This is a genomic window from Pseudophaeobacter sp. (assembly GCF_048267565.1).
Lineage (GTDB): Bacteria > Pseudomonadota > Alphaproteobacteria > Rhodobacterales > Rhodobacteraceae > Pseudophaeobacter > Pseudophaeobacter profundi.
The window spans coordinates 587,443-605,959 of sequence record NZ_JBLWXG010000001.1 but is presented as its reverse complement, the minus strand read 5'-3'; the positions used below and the strand labels follow the sequence as shown (position 1 = coordinate 605,959).

At 59.6% G+C, this 18,517-nt stretch carries 17 protein-coding genes; 10 read left to right on the top strand and 7 right to left on the bottom strand.

Annotated elements, in window-relative coordinates:
* Window positions 1-33: 33 nt before the first annotated feature.
* On the bottom strand, window positions 34-351 hold the full coding sequence (locus ACN0VH_RS02845; RefSeq protein WP_417699443.1) for a DUF6477 family protein: 318 nt from the start codon (window positions 349-351) through the stop codon (window positions 34-36).
* Window positions 352-589: 238 nt separating this feature from the next.
* On the opposite strand from ACN0VH_RS02845, the gene ACN0VH_RS02840 reads away from it, so the two are divergent.
* On the top strand, window positions 590-1,660 hold the full coding sequence (locus ACN0VH_RS02840; RefSeq protein ID WP_278921751.1) for a DUF6456 domain-containing protein: 1,071 nt from the start codon (window positions 590-592) through the stop codon (window positions 1,658-1,660).
* Between the two features lie 70 nt (window positions 1,661-1,730).
* Complete coding sequence (locus tag ACN0VH_RS02835) at window positions 1,731-2,690, top strand: LysR substrate-binding domain-containing protein (RefSeq protein ID WP_417699441.1); 960 nt, start codon at window positions 1,731-1,733, stop codon at window positions 2,688-2,690.
* A 21-nt stretch (window positions 2,691-2,711) separates the two neighbouring features.
* On the opposite strand, the gene ACN0VH_RS02830 is transcribed toward ACN0VH_RS02835, so the two are convergent.
* Complete coding sequence (locus tag ACN0VH_RS02830; RefSeq protein WP_278921954.1) at window positions 2,712-3,257, bottom strand: peroxiredoxin; 546 nt, start codon at window positions 3,255-3,257, stop codon at window positions 2,712-2,714.
* A gap of 368 nt (window positions 3,258-3,625) precedes the next feature.
* On the opposite strand from ACN0VH_RS02830, the gene lipA reads away from it, so the two are divergent.
* The gene (gene lipA / locus ACN0VH_RS02825; RefSeq protein ID WP_278921749.1) at window positions 3,626-4,579 is read left to right on the top strand and encodes a lipoyl synthase; all 954 of its coding nucleotides are present in this window, start codon (window positions 3,626-3,628) and stop codon (window positions 4,577-4,579) included.
* Window positions 4,580-4,680: 101 nt separating this feature from the next.
* Here lipA and hpt read toward each other — a convergent pair whose 3' ends face one another.
* On the bottom strand, window positions 4,681-5,226 hold the full coding sequence (gene hpt, locus ACN0VH_RS02820; RefSeq protein WP_417699440.1) for a hypoxanthine phosphoribosyltransferase: 546 nt from the start codon (window positions 5,224-5,226) through the stop codon (window positions 4,681-4,683).
* A 75-nt stretch (window positions 5,227-5,301) separates the two neighbouring features.
* Between hpt and ACN0VH_RS02815 the strand changes: the two genes are divergently transcribed.
* Together ACN0VH_RS02815 and ACN0VH_RS02810 are read left to right on the top strand one after the other, a co-directional pair.
* Entirely contained in the window at window positions 5,302-5,748 is a 447-nt protein-coding gene (locus ACN0VH_RS02815) for a type II toxin-antitoxin system RatA family toxin (RefSeq protein ID WP_278921747.1), read from the top strand.
* A 29-nt stretch (window positions 5,749-5,777) separates the two neighbouring features.
* Window positions 5,778-7,088: an MmgE/PrpD family protein gene (locus ACN0VH_RS02810; RefSeq protein WP_417699439.1), complete on the top strand. Its 1,311-nt coding sequence runs from the start codon at window positions 5,778-5,780 to the stop codon at window positions 7,086-7,088.
* Between the two features lie 194 nt (window positions 7,089-7,282).
* Here the strand turns inward: ACN0VH_RS02810 and ACN0VH_RS02805 are convergent, their stop codons facing one another.
* The 4 genes from ACN0VH_RS02805 to ACN0VH_RS02790 form a co-directional block, all read right to left on the bottom strand.
* Window positions 7,283-8,464: an ammonium transporter gene (locus ACN0VH_RS02805; RefSeq protein WP_417699438.1), complete on the bottom strand. Its 1,182-nt coding sequence runs from the start codon at window positions 8,462-8,464 to the stop codon at window positions 7,283-7,285.
* Between the two features lie 127 nt (window positions 8,465-8,591).
* Window positions 8,592-9,137, bottom strand: coding sequence for a CinA family protein (locus tag ACN0VH_RS02800; RefSeq protein ID WP_417699437.1), 546 nt, complete (start codon window positions 9,135-9,137; stop codon window positions 8,592-8,594).
* Window positions 9,134-9,631, bottom strand: coding sequence for a phosphatidylglycerophosphatase A family protein (locus ACN0VH_RS02795; protein ID WP_278921744.1), 498 nt, complete (start codon window positions 9,629-9,631; stop codon window positions 9,134-9,136). The genes ACN0VH_RS02800 and ACN0VH_RS02795 overlap by 4 nt, the downstream gene beginning before the upstream one ends.
* Complete coding sequence (locus ACN0VH_RS02790) at window positions 9,628-10,794, bottom strand: bifunctional 2-C-methyl-D-erythritol 4-phosphate cytidylyltransferase/2-C-methyl-D-erythritol 2,4-cyclodiphosphate synthase (RefSeq protein WP_417699436.1); 1,167 nt, start codon at window positions 10,792-10,794, stop codon at window positions 9,628-9,630. Before ACN0VH_RS02790 ends, ACN0VH_RS02795 begins: the two co-directional genes overlap by 4 nt.
* Window positions 10,795-11,092: 298 nt before the next feature.
* Between ACN0VH_RS02790 and dusB the strand changes: the two genes are divergently transcribed.
* The 5 genes from dusB to ntrX all read left to right on the top strand — a co-directional run bounded on the left by dusB (window position 11,093) and on the right by ntrX (window position 18,320).
* Window positions 11,093-12,079: a tRNA dihydrouridine synthase DusB gene (gene dusB, locus ACN0VH_RS02785; protein WP_417699435.1), complete on the top strand. Its 987-nt coding sequence runs from the start codon at window positions 11,093-11,095 to the stop codon at window positions 12,077-12,079.
* The gene (locus ACN0VH_RS02780) at window positions 12,076-13,146 is read left to right on the top strand and encodes a two-component system sensor histidine kinase NtrB (RefSeq protein WP_417699433.1); all 1,071 of its coding nucleotides are present in this window, start codon (window positions 12,076-12,078) and stop codon (window positions 13,144-13,146) included. Before dusB ends, ACN0VH_RS02780 begins: the two co-directional genes overlap by 4 nt.
* A 12-nt stretch (window positions 13,147-13,158) precedes the next feature.
* Window positions 13,159-14,526 carry a response regulator gene (locus tag ACN0VH_RS02775; protein ID WP_278921740.1) on the top strand — a complete coding sequence of 456 codons (1,368 nt, stop codon included), beginning with the start codon at window positions 13,159-13,161 and terminating at the stop codon, window positions 14,524-14,526.
* Window positions 14,527-14,625: 99 nt separating this feature from the next.
* A complete protein-coding gene (locus ACN0VH_RS02770; protein WP_417699431.1) occupies window positions 14,626-16,914 on the top strand; it encodes a sensor histidine kinase NtrY-like in 2,289 nt (762 codons plus the stop codon).
* Window positions 16,911-18,320: a nitrogen assimilation response regulator NtrX gene (ntrX, locus tag ACN0VH_RS02765; RefSeq protein ID WP_278921738.1), complete on the top strand. Its 1,410-nt coding sequence runs from the start codon at window positions 16,911-16,913 to the stop codon at window positions 18,318-18,320. The genes ACN0VH_RS02770 and ntrX overlap by 4 nt, the downstream gene beginning before the upstream one ends.
* The last annotated feature ends 197 nt before the right edge of the window (window positions 18,321-18,517 follow it).

The window sequence follows — 18,517 nt, the reverse complement described above, 5'->3', positions numbered from 1 at the left end:
TTACCGCCGCCTTTTTGCGTGCGGTTTTTCTGCTCAGCGATCTGTGGCTCGGGGGCGGTTTGCGGTTGGGCCAAAGCCCGAGAGGCAGGCGGCTTCTGCCATCAGGGCGGTCAGCAGGTCAATATGACGGGTGATCGCATAGGCCGCCGCACCGCGCAGGCGGTGCTGGTTCATTTCCTGTTCAAGCTCCATTATGCGCAGGATTGCTGCGGTGGGTCTTGGGCTGCGATCTCCGCCCAGTATGCGACGCAGATCGCGGTCGCGACTGTAGTTCGCGGCACCAATGCGGGCCGTTCGGATTAACAACCTGGGACGGTGAAGGGCTTTTAGTCGGCTTAGTACATCCTGCATTGATCGATCCCCATTTTCTGGCGTGTGGATCAGCCACTAACACAACTTTTGCGGGTGTTGCCGCAGGGGCTTGTTTGCCGTGCGGTCTATTCTCGGTTGATTGATCACTCTGTGGAAACAATGATGAATAGATCAAAGTTCTGTTCAAAATCAGTTGGGTAAACTCCCTGTGCCTGTGGGTAACCGCAGGGGCGGTACGTGACGGATTTGCCTGTCTGACCACCGGAGGTTAGCGACGATGCAAAGACAGCCCGCACAAAATCTTCCCGAATGGGTCCCACAGGAGGTGCAGCACTATCTGGATCATACCGAGGGTGGCTGCTCGATCCGCCACTTGGCCCGAGAATTGAAATGTCATCCCTCTACGGTTTTGCGACAGGTGCGCCGGGTGGAAAACCGCCGCGATGATCCGCTTGTCGATTGCGCTATTGGTGCTTTGGCGGCAGGGCAATACGGGTGCCAATCCTCGCCGCGAACCCGATCCCTGGGCGATACAGAGATGCTGGAAAATGCCGCATTGGAGGTGTTGGCCCGCCTCTGTCAAAGCGGTGCGGTTCTGGCGGTGGGCGCAGGGATGGAAAAGGCCGTGGTGGTACGCGAAGGCGAAACCAGCATGAGCAAGCTTTCGGTTGAGCAGGGGCTGGCGGGGATCCTGTCGCTATTGGGCTGGATCAGTTGCACCCGTTCTGGCCGGTTGCGGCGCTATCACATCACGCCTGCGGGGCGGGCGGTCTACAGCCGGCTGATGGCCAGCCGGGAAAATCAGGCACGGGCCAGGCTGGAGCGCGGCTTTGGCGAAGCGCAGAGCCGGTTTAGTCCGGCATCAAGATCAAAGCCCAAGGAGCGCCGATCGCGCTATGGCCTGGGCGAGACACCGCTGGATATGCTGGCACGCCTGCTGGACAAAAGCGGCAAGCCCTTTCTCGATAGCGATTTGGTGAATGCGGGCAAACGCCTGCGCGAAGACTTTGAACTGGCCCAAGTGGGCGATCATCTGGCCCAAAGCCAGGCCTATTTTGGCGCTGCCGACGCCTGCGGCCAGCCCCGTGGCGGCATTGCCTGCCCAGCCTCTAGCGCTGCCAAAAAACGGGCCCGTGCGGCGCTGACAGCACTGGGGTCGGGGCTGAATGACATTGCCCTGCGGTGTTGCTGCCATCTGGAAGGATTGGAGGCTGCAGAGCGCCAGCTTGGCTGGTCGGCCCGGTCGGGAAAGATCGTCCTGCGCATTGCGCTGGCCCAGTTGAAGGTTTTTTACGAGACCATGGACGAGAGCCACGATGGAAAACATAACAACCAGATGATTGGCTAGGGCAGGCGGCAATACCGGGGACTGCTGCGCTGGATATTGTAGCTTGGCACCGGTGTGATAACCTGCGGTTATGAAATTTACCCTGCGCCAGTTGAGCTACTTCAAATCCCTCTGTGAACACCGAAATTTTGGTCGGGCTGCCCAGGCCTGCCATGTTTCGCAGCCTGCGTTATCCGTGCAGATCAAAGCGCTCGAAGATCTGATGGGCGGCATTCTGGTAGAGCGGCGGGCGCGGGATGTGATCCTGACGCCGCTTGGCCGCACGGTTCTGGCCCAGAGCGATCAGATCCTGCAGGCGGCTGCGCAGCTGGATCGTCTGGCACAGGATCAGGGTCGTAACCAACGCAGCCTTTCGTTGGGGGTGATTCCAACTGTCGCGCCCTATCTGTTGCCAGGGCTATTGGCGGGGCTGCGCGCCCATGATCTGCATCTGCGAATTCAAGTGCGCGAGGCCCGGACCGAACGGCTGCTGGAGGCGCTGCAGACCGGCGCGCTGGATGTGGCGATCATGGCCCTGCCCAGCGGTGTTTCGGGAGTGATCGAGGAAGAGCTGTTTGCGGATCATTTTCTGCTCGCGGGGTCATCCAAGCGCCTGCAGCAGCTCAATGCAGGCCAGGCTGCTGTGGGGCCAACCGATCTCAAGGCAGAGCAGTTGATGTTGCTGGAGGATGGCCACTGCCTGACCGATCAGGCGCTGGCCGTCTGTGGCGTTGCCAGATCTGCTTCGGGGATCAATATGGGGGCAGGCTCATTGCCGACCCTCTCGCGGCTGGTGGCGGCGGGCTTCGGCCTGACCCTGATGCCGGAACTGGCGGTGGGGGCCGAATGTAGCGCGACGAAAGACCTGTGTGTTCAACGCTTTATCGGTGAACAACCGCATCGCAGAATTGGCCTGTTGCGCCGCGCGAGCACCGCTGGGGATGGCTGGTTTCAGGATCTTGCAGCGGTGGCGCGGCAAACCGGCCTGGATATCCTGGGAAAGGCCCAAAAAGACTTCGGGCCCGCCATTGGCGCGCCCGAGATCTTGTAATAGTCGTGATGAAATAACGGGTTAGGCTGCAGCGGCCGCTTCACCCTTCAGGTGTTTCATCACGTTTTCCGGGGAAGAGACACCATAGGGGTCATCGCCGTGGTTGTCCGACAGGCCAGGCTCTTCGAACCAGGCTTCGACAACGCCGTCGTTGACGATGGCTGCATAGCGCCAGGACCGGACGCCAAAGCCCAGGTTATCCTTGGCTACCAGCATGCCCATCTTGCGGGTGAATTCGCCAGAGCCATCAGGAATAACGCCGACGTTTTCCAGGTTTTGCGATTCGGCCCATTTGTTCATCACAAAGCTGTCATTGACCGACATGCAGTAGATCGCATCGATGCCTTCGGCCTGAAAATCGGCAAAGCCTTTTTCAAAACCTGGCAGCTGATAGGTCGAGCAGGTCGGCGTAAAGGCACCAGGCAGCGAGAACAGCACAACGCGCTTGCCTGCAAAATAGTCCGCAGTTGTCTTGTCTTCCCAGCGGAACGGGTTGGAACCGCCGACAGCTTCGTCGCGCACGCGGGTCTTAAAGGTCACATTGGGCAGTTTCAGGCCAGCTTTCATCTTCTTCAACTCCATGAATAAGGAACCATTTCACAGCCATTTATAAGAGTTCTAAATAGAGCGCAACAGCTTCGGGTGACGCAATTGCCGCAGGTCAGCAATAGGCGGTGAATTGCCTGATATTGCAGCGAACTTTCATAACTTGTGCATATTTTCCCATGGCTGTCTGCCGGGGGCGCCGGGGCGCTGATCCAGCGGGATGTGTTGCGCGGCTTTTGCGCCAGAAAGCCTGTGTCAGCGAACCGGATTATCGCGGTATGATCTTGCTATGCGTTCATTGCATTGCCGATATCGCAATGTCGCGGTGACGCCAAGGAATGAACGTGCTAAGTCATCCTAAATACAGACAGGCCAGAAGCGGACCCACCATGCGTGATCTCAAGATTCCCGAGCAACGGCACCCCGAAAAGGCAAATCGCCCGGACAATGCCCAGCCAAAGAAACCCAGCTGGATTCGGGTGAAGGCCCCCGGCGGCAAGGGGTATGCGGAAACGCATAAGATCATGCGTGACAATGGTCTGGTCACGGTCTGCGAAGAGGCGGGCTGCCCCAATGTCGGTGAATGCTGGAGCCAGGGCCACGCCACCATGATGATCATGGGCGAGGTCTGCACCCGGGCTTGTACTTTCTGCAACATCGCCACCGGTAAACCCCCCGAGGATCTGGATGCATTCGAGCCGGGCCGCGTTGCCCATGCGGTGCAGAAACTGGGGTTGAACCATGTGGTGATCACCTCGGTTGATCGCGACGATATCACCGATGGCGGGGCGGATCACTTTGCCCAGACCATCCGTGCCGTGCGCCATCGCAGCCCCAAGACCACCATTGAAATCCTGACGCCGGATTTCATCAAATGTGATCCGTCGGTGTTGGAAACCGTGGTCGAGGCCCGCCCGGATGTGTTCAATCACAATCTGGAAACCGTGCCTGGGCTCTATCCAGAGGTGCGCCCCGGAGCGCGCTATTTCCATTCGCTGCGTCTGCTGCAGCGGGTGAAAGAACTGGACCCGTCGATGTTCACCAAATCGGGGATCATGGTGGGCCTGGGCGAAGATGAACAATCGGTGCGTCAGGTGATGGATGACATGCGTGCAGCGGATATCGATTTCCTGACCATCGGCCAATATCTGCAACCCACACCCAAACACCATGCCGTCGATCGCTTTGTCACCCCGGAAGAATTCAAAGCCTATGAACAAGCCGCCTATGGCAAAGGCTTCCACATGGTTTCTGCCACACCACTGACGCGGTCTTCCTACCACGCGGGCGATGATTTTGCCCGCCTGCGCGCGGCCCGCAACGCCAAGCTGGGCGTGCAATAGCCGCCAGCGGTTAGGGGCCTTTCTGACTGGTCCGACACATCATGAAAAGCCCCGCAGATTTTGGTCTTGCGGGGCTTTTTCTTGTGGTGATGCGTGCAGGGTCAGTCTTCGTCGGTAAAGCGCACTTTGCCGATATGGGGCAGGTTGCGATTGCGCTGCGCATAATCGATACCGTAGCCGACAACAAATTCATCCGGGATTTCAAAGCCGATCCAGTCAGAGCGGAAATCTACCTCGCGCCGTGAAGGTTTATCGAGCAGGGCAATGGATTTCAGCCGGGCGGGTTTGCGGCTTTCCAACAGATGCGTGACATGGTTCAGGGTGTGGCCAGTGTCGACGATATCTTCGACTACCAGCACGTCGCGTCCTTCAATTGCGCCACGCAGGTCTTTGAGAATGCGAACTTCCCGGCTGCTTTCCATGCCATCACCATAGGAAGATGCCTCCAGGAAATCGACCTCGATCGGCAGATCCAATTCGCGCACGAGGTCGGCAATAAAGACAAAGCTGCCGCGCAGCAGCCCCACCACAACCAGCTTGTCGGTGTCGCCGAACTCTTGCGTGATCTCGTCGCAAAGCTCTTCGATCCGTGCGGCGATGGTCTTGGCTGAAATCATCACATCGATGACATATGGACGCTGTGTCATGGCTACCCCTTGAATTTTCCGCGCGTTCATAGGACATGACGCGGCACGATCATAGCAAGAAAATTGAAGACACCTATGCCTGTTCACTCTGAAACCCGCCAAATGCCCTATACCGCCGCGCAGATGTACGGGCTGGTGGCAGATGTGGCCTCCTATCCTAAATTTCTGCCCTGGTGTGCTGCCGCACGCATTCGCAGCCGCAGCCAGCAGGGCCCGGCAGAGGTGATGGAGGCGGATCTGGTGATCTCTTTCAAGGTGTTTCGCGAACGTTTTGGCAGTCGGGTCACGCTCTATCGGGATGATATGAAGATAGACACCGAATATCTGGATGGGCCGTTTCGCTACATGAAATCCAACTGGTCCTTTGCCGCCCGCGATGATGGCAGCTGCGATGTCGCCTTTTTTGTTGATTTCGAATTCAAAAATGCGGTGCTGCAGGGGATCATCGGGGTTGTCTTCAATGAGGCGATGCAGCGTATAGTCAAGGCATTCGAACGCCGCGCAGCCGAGCTATATGGCTAGGCTGCCTTAACCAGGAAGGCCAAACCGCAATGACCAGCCCAACCTCTGACACACTGGATTTGACCGCCGCTTTGGTTGACTTTGCGACTGGTGAGGTCACGGCCAGCCCCTTGGCGCAAAGGATGGTGCGGCTTTCGACCCTGGATTGGATCGCCTGCGGGATTGCTGGCGTTGATGAACCGGTCTCTGGCGTCTTGCGGGCCCAGGCGATATCCGAGGGCGGCGCGGCGCAGGCTACAATCTTTGGCGGTGGGCAGGTTCCGGCGCGCATGGCGGCGCTGGTCAATGGGGCCACCTCGCATGCGCTGGATTATGATGATACCCATTTTGCCCATATCGGCCACCCGGCTGTGGCAGTATTCCCTGCGGCCTTTGCCCTGGGGCAGCAGTTGGGCGCATCACTGCCGCAGCTGTTGGAGGCCGCGCTTGTCGGGATGGAGCTGTCGATCCGGGTGGGGCTGTGGCTGGGGCGCAGCCATTATCAACAGGGCTTTCACCAGACTGCGACGGCGGGGGCCTTTGGTGCCACGGCGGCGGCGGGGCGATTGCTGCAGTTGACCCCGCATCAGATGGCGATGGCGCTGGGTCTCTGCGCCACCCGTGCGGCGGGGTTGAAGGCGCAGTTTGGCACCATGGGCAAGCCCTATAACGCTGGTCTGGCGGCCAGCGCCGGGGTTGAGGTCAGCAGCCTGGTTGCCATGGGTCTTACCGCAAATGCACAGGCGCTTGATGCGGCGCTGGGGTTCGGCGCAACCCATCACGGCGAGGCCAATCTGGATCTGGCGCTGCAGGGTCTGGGGCAGACCTGGCTGTTTGACGGCATAAGCCACAAGTTTCACGCCTGTTGCCATGGGCTGCATGCGGCGCTAGAGGCCACCGCGACGCTGGATCTGGCCGCGCCAGAGATTGCCCATCTGGTGGTGCGCACCCATCCGCGCTGGATGACTGTCTGCAACCAACTGGCCCCGACTAGCGGGCTTGGGGCGAAATTTTCCTATCGCACGGTTCTGGCGATGCAGGCGCTTGGCCTCGATACTGCGGCGCTTGATAGCTATAGCGCCGCCACCTGCGCACTGCCGGAGCTTATCGCGCTGCGCGACCGTATCGAGATTGAGCCAGACGAGGCTTTGGCAGAAACTGAGGCCCATGTGCTGGCCCTGCGCCGCGATGGCAAGCGCTTTGAGGCCCGCCATGATTTGCAACTGCCGATCAGCCCCGATCAGCGCGAGGCCCGCCTTTTGGGCAAGGTTGCGGCGCTGATCGGCACGGACCGCCAAGCGACGCTTTGGCAGGGGCTGCAGACGGGTGTGCCGCTGGCAGAGATTACCGATCAGTTCTGAAAGCCGGGCCGTAGGGCCAGATGGCAGGGGGCCAGATGGCAGGGGGGCAGATGGCAGTGGCCAGGTGCCAGCTGCCGATATGAAAACGGGCTTTCCAGTAATTTGGAAAGCCCGCCCCCCGATGCAATGGTCCGCATCTCTGCCCTGAGAGTGGTGGCATCTGGTTCTGTGCCCGGCGGCGACTGGGCACAGCGTTAACTGGTCATGTCATAGGCACGTTCGCCATGGACGGTAATATCTAGGCCGTTTGTCTCGGTTTCAAGATCCACGCGCAAAGATGTGAAGGCGCCGACGATCTTGATCAGAAGGATGGTCACCAGGGTGGTGAAAACACCCACCAGCGCCAGCGCGCCCAATTGCGCCATCCAGGCCCCCTGGCCGAAGACCGCAATCATCACGGTACCAAAGATGCCGCCAACGCCATGTACCGCAAAGACATCCAGCGTGTCGTCGATCTTCAGCTTGTTGCGGACCAGGTTCACCAGCTCCTGGCACAAGATCCCGGCGATAGTACCGATGATCAGCGCCTCAATGGGCCCAACAAAGCCACTGGCCGGGGTGATGGAGGCAAGCCCTGCAATGGTGCCGGTGACCAGCCCCACAACTGAGGCCTTGCCGTATTTGATCTTTTCCCAGAAGGCCCAGCTGAGCGAGGCCGCCGCCGCAGAGATATGTGTCACGGTCAGCGCCATGGCCGCGCCACCATCGGCCGCTAGCTGCGAGCCGCCGTTAAAGCCAAACCAGCCAACCCAGAGCATCGCGGCACCAATGACCACATAGCCGGGGTTATGCGGTGGGGTGGTGCGGTTTTTGCGGGGTCCAAGGAAGATCGCCAGAATAAGTGCCGCCAGACCTGCCGTTTCATGCACGACGATGCCACCAGCGAAATCCTTGACTCCGATCTCGCCAAAGATGCCACCATCCGACATCATGCCGCCGCCCCAGATCCAATGCACGACAGGCGCATAGCACAACAGCATCCAAAGCCCCGAGAAAGTCAGCACAAAGGCAAAGCCAACCCGTTCCACATAGGCGCCCACAATCAGCGCCGGGGTGATGATGGCAAAGGTCATCTGAAAGGCAAAGAACAGCACCTCGGGCAGGGTGCCGCTCAGGCTCTCGGCGGTGACGCCGGCCAGGAATATCTTGTCCAATCCGCCCCAGAGGCCACTTTCACCGGGGCCAAAGGCGATTGTATAGCCAAAGGCCAGCCACAGGATGCTCATCAAACAGGCAATGGCGTAGCACTGCATGAAGACGCTGAGCACATTTCGCGCCCGCACCAGACCGCCGTAAAACAGGGCAAGCCCTGGCAGTGTCATAAACAGCACAAGGGCCGTTGCTACAATGATCCAAGCTGTATCAGCTCCATTCATGGGGTGTCCTTCCATCCCGCTTGCATGGTTGGGGGTTCAAAGACATGAATGCAGATGAGGAAAAAAGCGTCACACTGCGCAAAAGCGCTAAAAACATGGGCTTTTGCAAAACTGATTAAATAATGGGCTAGTCTTCGGGCCTATTGCCTAAATTGCGCTCTGTTTGGGAAATGGCGCGCTGCAGCAACCAAAGCGCATGGGCACAGCTGGCGGCGCGAACCCTGTCACGCCCCAGCGGGCCAAATTCGATGGTTTCTACCAGGGGGGGCTCTCCGGTCTGGGCTAGGCCGAAACAAACGCGCCCCTCGGGTTTGTGTTCTGATCCACCGGGGCCGGCGATACCGGTGATGGCAACGGCAAGGCTGACCTGCGCGGCCTGCAGCGCGCCGAGGCTCATTTCCCGCGCCACGGCTTCGCTCACGGCGCCGTCGCGGCGCAGGGTCTCGGGGCTGACCCCCAGCATCGCCTGTTTGGCACTGTTGGAGTAGGTGACAAAGCCCCGGTCAAATACCGCAGAAGACCCCGGCTGATCCGTTAGTGCCGCAGCGACCATTCCGCCGGTGCAGCTCTCGGCGGTGGCCATGGTGATCCCCAGCCTGCGGGCCTGGGCGATCAGCTGGGCGATGTCCGGGCGCTGCGGCTGATCCGTACCGGAAGAGACGGGCTGCGTCATAGCCCCAGTACCCCGTGGCTAAACCCTGCAAGAGCCATGACGCCAAGACCAGCAAGCATGCCGGCAATCACATCGTCCAGCATGACACCCACCGGCCCGGCTTGACGGTCGGCCCAGCCCACCGGGCCGGGTTTCCAGATGTCGAACAGGCGAAACAGGGCAAAGGCGGCAATCCAGCCGGGCCAAAGCGCCGAGATGGCAATACCATGTGCCCAGGCCGGATAGGACAGCGTCCAGAGCGCCAGCCATTGCCCGGCGACTTCGTCGATGACAATTTCAGACGGGTCGTGATTGGCCTGGCCGCGGGTCATGACCCCCGTGGCCCAAATGCCAAGCCCAGTTGCCAAGATCGTTGCCAGCGCAAGCAGGGGAAAGCCCCCCAGCTGATGCAGCCCATAGGCCAGGGGGAGGGCAACCAAAGAGCCCCAGGTGCCGGGGGCTGGGCGCAGATACCCGGTGCCACCGACCGTGGCGATCATTCTTGCCAACATCATGGCTTCACCAGCGCAGCAGTTGCGAGTGAGGCAATACCCTCGCCGCGACCTGTAAAGCCCAGCCGTTCAGAGGTGGTGGCCTTGACCGACACCCGTGTTGGATCAAGCCCAAGGATTTCAGCCATCACCGCGCGCATCTCTGCAGCATGGGGGCCAATCTTGGGGAATTCGCAAACAAGGGTGCAATCCACATTGGTGATATGAAACCCCATGGTTCTGGCCAGGTCTGCTGCATGGCGCAGGAATATGTCGCTGGGTGCACCTTTCCATTGCGGATCTGACGGTGGAAAATGCTGGCCAATGTCGCCCTGCGCCAGCGCGCCATATATTGCATCCGTCACCGCGTGCATGCCAACGTCGGCATCGGAATGGCCCTGCAAGCCGCGCTCATGCGGGAGGGTCACGCCGCAAAGGGTCACGCTGTCGCCGGGGCCAAAGCGATGCACGTCATAGCCATTGCCCAGTCGGATGTCGGGGAGAGAGGTGGCACTGGTCGTCATGGTGTTTTCCGTTTCCAAAATTCGGGCGGCGCGGGCAAAATCCTCAGGCCGGGTGATCTTGATATTGTCTGGATCCCCCGCCACGATCACAACGTCAAGCCCGGCCGCGCGGGCGACCTCGACATCATCGGCAGCGCCACCGGGATGGGCCGCATGGGCGGCAAGGATCGCATCATAGTGAAACCCCTGTGGCGTCTGCGCGCCAAACAGACCTGTGCGATCCTGGGTGCCGCTTACACGGCCTTTGGCCCCGGTCCATAGCGCATCGGTGATGGCAAGGGCTGGCGCTGCGGCGGCCGCGTTGTCCAGTGCCTCTATCACTGTGTTGATCAGGACCGGGCTTGTGCAGGGGCGGGCGGCATCATGGATCAGCACCTTGGTGATCCCCCGGCCCTGAAGGGCGCGCAGGCCATTTTGTACCGATTGTGCCCGCTCGGCGCCGCCCTGTGCCAGGATGATGTCCTGCGCATCTGCAAAGCTGTCCCAGGCAGGCTGATCCAAAGGCGACAGGACCAGGGCAATGGTTTCGACATGGGCATCGCGAAAGGCTTTTAGTGTCCAGTCGATGACGCGCCGGTTTTTGAGGTCGCGCCACTGTTTTGGCAGGCCACCTCCGGCGCGGCTGCCGCGACCTGCTGCAACGATCAGGGCTGCTGTTGTCATAGGGCTCTCTTCTATAATCTGGACAGCGGCACCTGTGATCCGATCGGGGCCTGCCCGCTGCGAACTGTGTTCGCTGGGCGCACCGGTCAGGGGCTGTACGCCGGTGGATCGCGGCTGTGACTCAGAGTTTTATGCTGGGGGAATGTTTATGTTCTGCCGCATCCGGTGGCAATCACCCGCGTCGTTGTGATTAAAATTTAGGCAGTGACGTCGAGTTGTAGGCTTGCGAGGGGCGCTTTCATTGTTCAAAAGCCGGGGCTTCGGTTACAAAACACTCACTCGCACAAGGATTAGGCAGTTGTCCTTCACCCTCGGAACCACCTCTATGACCCCGCCCATTGCCCTGGCGCCGATGGCCGGCATCACTGATCGCCCCTTTCGTGATCTGGTGCGCTCTTATGGCGTTGGCCTGATGGTCAGCGAAATGGTTGCCAGCCAAGAGATGGTGCAGGCAAAACCGGGGGTGCGCGAGCGGGCCGAGCTGAGCGCCGATGTGGAAAACACCGCCGTGCAGCTGGCCGGCCGTGAAGCCACATGGATGGCCGAGGCCGCGCGTCAGGTGGCAGATCGCGGCGCGCGGATGATTGACATCAATATGGGCTGCCCGGCGAAGAAGGTCACAAACGGCTATTCCGGTTCCGCCTTGTTGAAGACACCGGACCATGCGTTGTCGCTGATAGAAGCGGTGGTCGCGGCGGTTGATATTCCCGTCACCCTGAAAACCCGGTTGGGCTGGGATGACGATTGCCTAAATGCCGCTGCGGTGGCGCGGCGCGCTGAAGGGGCAGGGGTGCAGATGGTCACGATCCATGGTCGCACCCGCTGTCAGTTTTACAAGGGGCGCGCCAACTGGGCTGCGATCCGCGAAATCAAAGACGCGGTATCGGTGCCGGTGCTGGCCAATGGCGATATCCTGGGCAGCGGAACGGCGCGTGCGGCGCTGGATCATTCCGGCGCGGATGGGGTGATGATTGGGCGTGGGGTGCAGGGCAAGCCCTGGCTGCTGGCGCAGGTGGCCTGCGATCTTTGGGGCAGTGCGGCGCCAAAAGTGCCTGGGGTTGATGGATTTATTGATATGGTATCAGCACATTACGAGGCGATCCTCTCCTTCTATGGGGCCGACCTTGGGCTGCGCGTCGCGCGCAAGCATCTGGGCTGGTACATGGATGTGGCCAAGACCCCAGCCGCGCTGCGTCGCGATGTATTGACCGAGAAGTCGACGGGCGAGGTGCTGCGGTTACTGCCCCGGGCCCTGGCCTCTTACCATGAGGATGCGCTTCTATGATTTCGGACGCCGCGCTTTGGGCTTCGCTGCCTGTTCCTGCCTTTTTGATCGGGGCCGATGATTGCATTCTGGATGCAAACTCTGCCGCTGAAGGGTTTTTGAACACGTCACGGCGGGCCTTGCTGGGGCGGCCGGTCTGGCAACAGATCGCTATTGAATCCCCGATCGAGGCCGCGTTCGCGCGGTCGCGGGAACAGGGCACACCGCTGTTTGTGAATGATATCGACGTTGGGTCACGCAGTCGCGCGCCCTTGCAATGCGGAGTGCAGATCGCGCCCGTGCAGGGCGGCCGGGGACAGATGCTGTTGATGCTGTCCCCGCGCGAGCTGGCAGCGCGGATGACGCAGAACCATTCAGCTAAATCCGCCGCGCAATCGGCCATCGGCATGGCTGAAATGCTGGCGCATGAAATCAAGAACCCACTGGCCGGCATCACCGGTGCCGCGCAGCTTCTAAGCATGAACCTGTCGGGTGAAGATATTGAATTAACAGATCTTATCGTGAGCGAGAGCCGCCGGATCGTCAAACTGCTGGACCAGGTAGAACAGTTCGGAAATCTGAGCGAACCTGATTTCAAACCGGTCAACCTGCATGATGTGCTGGACCGGGCGCGCCGTTCTGCTCTGCTGGGCTTTGGCTCGCATATGACCATCACCGAAGACTATGATCCCTCATTGCCGCTGGCCTGGGGCGATGCGGACCAGCTGTTGCAGGTGGTGCTGAACCTGTTGAAAAACGCCTCAGAGGCTGCGGCCCCCGAAGGCGGCAACATTCGCATCCACAGCTATTATGAGCATTCATTTCGCATGCGGCGCAGCGATGGCACCGGCAAGCTCTTGCCGCTGCAGATCGAAGTGATCGACGACGGTCCCGGTCTGCCTGACACAATTAGAGACGATGTTTTTGACCCCTTTGTTTCCGGGCGTGAAAACGGCACCGGGCTTGGCCTGGCGCTGGTGAGCAAGATCATCGCCGATCACAACGGCTGGATTTCGGTCGACTCCGTTCCGGGACGCACCGCGTTCCGGCTTTCGTTGTCGCGCACCCCAAAAGACGCAGAACCCTAGGAGAAATACCCAATGGACGGCACCGTTCTTGTCGCTGATGATGATCGCACTATCCGCACCGTGCTGACGCAGGCCCTGACCCGTGCAGGCTGCCGGGTGCACGCGACCTCGTCGCTAACCACATTGATGCGCTGGGTTGCCGAAGGAAAGGGCGATGTGGTGATTTCAGATGTCGTCATGCCCGATGGCAATGGCCTGGAAATGCTGCCCAAGATCGCCAAAGATCGTCCGGGGCTGCCGGTGATTGTCATTTCAGCGCAAAACACAATCATGACCGCGATCAAGGCCGCCGAAGCAGAGGCCTATGACTATCTGCCAAAACCCTTTGACCTGCCGGAGCTGATGAAGCGCACCGCCAAGGCCATGACGGAATCGCGCAAATCTCCCAGCGGCTCCACCGTGGAAGATCCCGAGCGCCCGGAGGATCTGCCGCTGATTGGCCGCACCGAGGTCATGCAGGCGCTTTACCGTCTGATTGCGCGGGTGATGAACACCGATATGCCGCTGATGATCACCGGCGAGAGCGGCACAGGAAAATCGCTGATTGCCCGTGCTGTGCATGATTTTTCTGATCGCCGGACCCTGCCGTTTGTCTCCGCTTCCGAAAGCGATCTGATGGCGCTGGAAGGGCCGGCGCGGCTGCTGGCAGAGGTCAAGGGGGGGACCCTGTTGATTGATGAACTGGTTGATTTGCCGGATGAGGCGCAGGCGCGCTTGGTGCGGATGATGGATTCCCCCGGCACCCATGCGCCACGCATTATGGCCACCAGCCAAAAGGACCCCGCGGTTGCGATGGAAAACGGCACACTGCGCCAAGATCTTTACTATCGCATGTCCGGCACAGAGCTGGGGGTTCCCAGCCTGCGTGAAAGGGTTGAAGACATTGCTCTGCTGGCGGCGCATTTCCTTGTGAAGGCCGAAAATGACGGCGCGCCGCATCGTTACTTCAGCGACGACGCAAGCGAGATGATGCGCCACTGCGCCTGGCCCGGAAATGTGCGGCAATTGGAAAATATCGTTCGCCGCCTTGCGCTCACTGCGCGAAGTGAAGAAATTTCTCGCGCCGAGGTTGCTGCGGCCCTGGGGCCCAAAACCGATGCGGGGCCAGTCATCGGCGGGGCGGTGAATGAAAAACTGACCGATTCTATCGCGCGCCATTTGCAGCGCTATTTTGATCTGCACGGCGATATCCTGCCGCCACCCGGACTTTATGCCCGGATCCTGCGCGAGGTTGAAGCACCCTTGATCGAGATTGCGCTGTCTGCAACTGGTGGAAATCAGGCGAAATGCGCCGAGTTGCTGGGCATAAATCGCAATACTTTGAGAAAGAAGATTACAGATCTGGATATAGAGGTGACACGGCGCCGCAAACTGATGTAATATCGCCACAGAGCTGTGGTTCGCGGGTATTCGTCCTGTTTCCAACCACGACATATGGCGGTTGACCACGGCGGTCACACATCAGAATGAGGGTGGCGCGTGGCGCAAAGGTCACATCTATGGAGCGGCTATAGGCCTTTTTGGGCCTTGGACCGGTGGCGTAAGACGCGCCAGGCTCGCAATATTGGCACCCTTGGAATGGTCCTGCTGGGGCCATTGCTGGCACTGCTGACCTTTCTCATTTTTGGCCCGCTGGGTCATGGGGCCTCGTCGCGGCCGCTGCGGCTGATCCTGTTGGCGGATATGGTCTATATCATGGCCATTGCGGTGCTGGTGCTGACGCAGATTGTCCGGCTGTTTGCGGCCCGGCGCTCTAAATCGGCGGGATCACGCCTACACTTGCGGTTGATTGGTGCCTTTGGCTTTCTGGCGCTCGGGCCAACTGTGATTGTTGCGGTTTTTGCGGTTCTGACGGTGAATGTCGGGCTGGAGGGCTGGTTTTCACAGCGAGTGCGTCAGGTGATTGGCAGCTCGCTGTCCGCCGCCGAGGCCTATCAGGAAGAGCAGCGCCGCGATATCTCCACCGATGCCCAGGCCTTGGCTCGGTTTCTGGATCAAAGCCGCAGCCGGAGTTTTTACATCAATGATGCCGAGTTGCGTCAAGTCTTGACCCAGGGGCAGTTGCAGATCCAACGCGGGCTGCGCGAGGCCTATGTCATTGATGGGACTGGTCGTATTCGTGCCCGCGGTGAACGATCCTATGAGTTTGATTTTGAACGCCCCGGTGCCGAAGATCTTGCCCGCGCCAGCAGCAATCCCGAAGGCGTCGCCATCATTCAGGACTGGGACAATAACGAGTTCCGCGCCCTGGTACGGCTGAGCGCCTTTGTTGATCGGTTCCTCTACATCAGCCGCGATGTTGATGGCACCCTTTTGAATTTGCTCGATGAAACCCAGGAAACGGCCCTCTTGTACCAGCAGCTAGAGAAAGAGCGCGGTCGTGTTCTGTTTGAATTTGGTCTGCTTTATATCGGCTTTGCGCTGATATTGATCTTGGCGGCCATGTGGCTGGCGATCTGGTTTGCTGAACGCCTGTCCCGGCCTGTGGGGCGCTTGACCGTTGCAGCCCAGCGGGTCGGCGGTGGTGATCTGAATGTTCAGGTCCCCGAGGAAAACGGTGGCGATGAAATTTCGCAATTGGGCCATTACTTCAACCAGATGACGCGGGAATTGCGGGTGCAGCGCGCCACTCTGCTGGAAAATACCAACCAGATCGAGCGACGGCGGCGGTTGTTTGACTCGGTACTCTCCTCGGTGACCTCGGGTGTGGTGGGACTGGATGATGCGGGCAGGATCACCTTTGTGAACCGGTCGGCCGAGCGGCTGCTTGACTGGCACGAAGACCAGCAATCGCTGGATCTGTCGGTTGCGATTCCCGAATTCGGCCCGCTGTTTGCGGCCCTGCTGGCCAGCGGCGGCGAGGCAGAACAGGGGGAGATCAAGGTCAGCCGCCAGGGGCAGCTGGAAAACCTGCTGGTGCGCATGTCGCGGCGGCGCGCGGATGATGGCAGTCTGGAAGGCTATGTTGTGGCCTTTGACGATGTGACCGATCTGGTCAGTGCCCAGCGCATGGCGGCCTGGGGCGATGTGGCACGCCGTATCGCGCATGAAATCAAGAACCCGCTGACCCCCATCCAGCTGAGCGCCGAGCGGATCAAACGCAAGTTTGCGCCAATGCTGGGCGAAGACAATAGCGATCAGCTTCAATCCATGACCGATGTCATCGTGCGTCAGACCAATGATCTGCGGCGTATCGTCAACGAGTTTTCAAAATTCGCCCGTATGCCAGAACCAGAGCGACGCGAGGAAGATCTGGTGACGCTGGTACGGGATGCGGTGACATTGCAACAGACCGGCCAGCCCGACGTCAGGATCACCGCAGATCTGCCGGATACGCCGCTTTGTGCGGATCTGGATGCAACCATGATTGGCCAGGCCCTGACAAATCTGATCAAGAACGCAGGCGAAGCCATTGTAACCCTGCGGCAAAAGAAACCCGATATCGCGGTCGCGCCTGAAATTCGCATTGCTCTGCAGCAGCAGGAGACCGGCGGGTATGAGGTGACGATTGCGGATAATGGCATTGGTCTGCCAGAGGATCGCGCCCGGCTATTTGAACCCTATGTGACCACGCGCAACGAAGGCACCGGCTTGGGGCTTCCTATCGTGAAAAAGATCATCGAAGAACATGGCGGCACGCTTTCTCTTGAAGACGCGCCGCTTTTTGAAGGGCACCAGCATGCTGGTGCCATGGCAGTTATTCGCCTGCCCGCAGCTGCCAGCACGGGCCAGGTGAACCGGAATACAGTGAAAGCAGGTCTGACATGAGTGACATTCTGATTGTTGATGATGAACGTGACATTCGCGAGTTGATTTCCGATATCCTGGAGGATGAAGGCTATGCGACGCGAAAGGCGGGTACCTCGGAGGAGTGTATGGAGCAGCTCAGCCAAGAGCTGCCATCGCTGCTGATCCTGGATATCTGGCTCAAAGACAGCGAGATGGATGGGATCGATATCCTGAAAACGGTGAAACGCGACACCCCAGAGGTGCCGGTGGTGATCATCTCTGGCCATGGGAATATCGAAATCGCTGTCGCAGCGATCAAACAGGGGGCTTATGACTTCATTGAAAAGCCTTTTAATATTGATCAGTTGATGGTGGTTATCCGGCGCGCAATGGAGGCTTCGCAGCTGCGGCGTGAAAATACCGATCTGCGCCGCAAAGAGACTGGCAGCTCTGAAATGGTGGGCTCTTCCGCTGCCTTCCGCGGGTTGATTTCACAGCTGGACAAGGTGACCAAATCCAATGGTCGCGTCATGCTTAGCGGTCCTGCCGGCAGTGGCAAGGAAATCGCTGCACGCTACATTCACACACATTCGGCCCGTGCCGCCGCGCCCTTTATCACCGCCAGCTGCGCCGCGATCGAGCCAGAGCGCATGGAAGAGGTGCTGTTTGGCCGCGAATCCAGCGAGCGGGGCATAGAGCCGGGTCTGCTGGAACAGGCCAATGGTGGGGTGATCTTCTTTGACGAGGTGGCGGATATGCCGCTAGGCACCCAGTCCAAGATCCTTCGGGTGCTGGTGGATCAGCAATTTCAACGGGTCGGGGGCAGTGATAAGCTGCGCGTTGATCTGCGGGTGATCTCGGCCACCAACAAGGATCTTGAGGCCGAAATTAACGCTGACCGTTTTCGCCAGGAACTGTATCACCGGCTGAATGTTGTGCCGATCGAGGTGCCATCGCTGGCGGATCGGCGCGAAGATATTCCACAGCTGGCAGAGTATTTCATCGCTCAGTTCAATGAAATCCAGGGCCTGCCGCTGCGGGCGCTGGCGGATGAAGCCGTTGCCCTGATGCAGACCATGACCTGGCCAGGCAATGTACGCCAGCTAAAGAATATGGTGGAACGGGTGCTGATCCTGGGCGAAGGCACTGGCCCGATTGAGGCCAAGGATCTGCCGCGTGAAGAAGAAAAAGCAACTGATGACGGCCGGGTGGTGCTCTCGGGGGCGCTGGCGACATTGCCGCTGCGTGAAGCGCGCGAAGCCTTTGAACGCGAATACCTGCTGACGCAGATCAACCGCTTTGGCGGCAATATCAGCCGGACCGCGTCTTTTGTCGGGATGGAGCGCTCGGCGCTGCACCGCAAATTGAAGTCGCTTGGGGTGGTAACCTCCAACAAGACGGGGGCCCGTGTGGCCCATGTCGAACAGGAAGAAGACCTCGTCTAGCGCATACCGCGCAACAGTAGATCTCGTTTTTTGCGGATCAAAAACATGCGATATGCTCTTAGGGCGGATTGGATGTGGCGGGCGCTATTTGGGGCGCCAGAAGGCACATAGGCAGGGCAATGGCCTACCGACCTTGCCTGAAGGCCGACCTGAAGAGGTAAAGAATAATGGCCCCGGTCTCGGGGTCATTTTGCCAT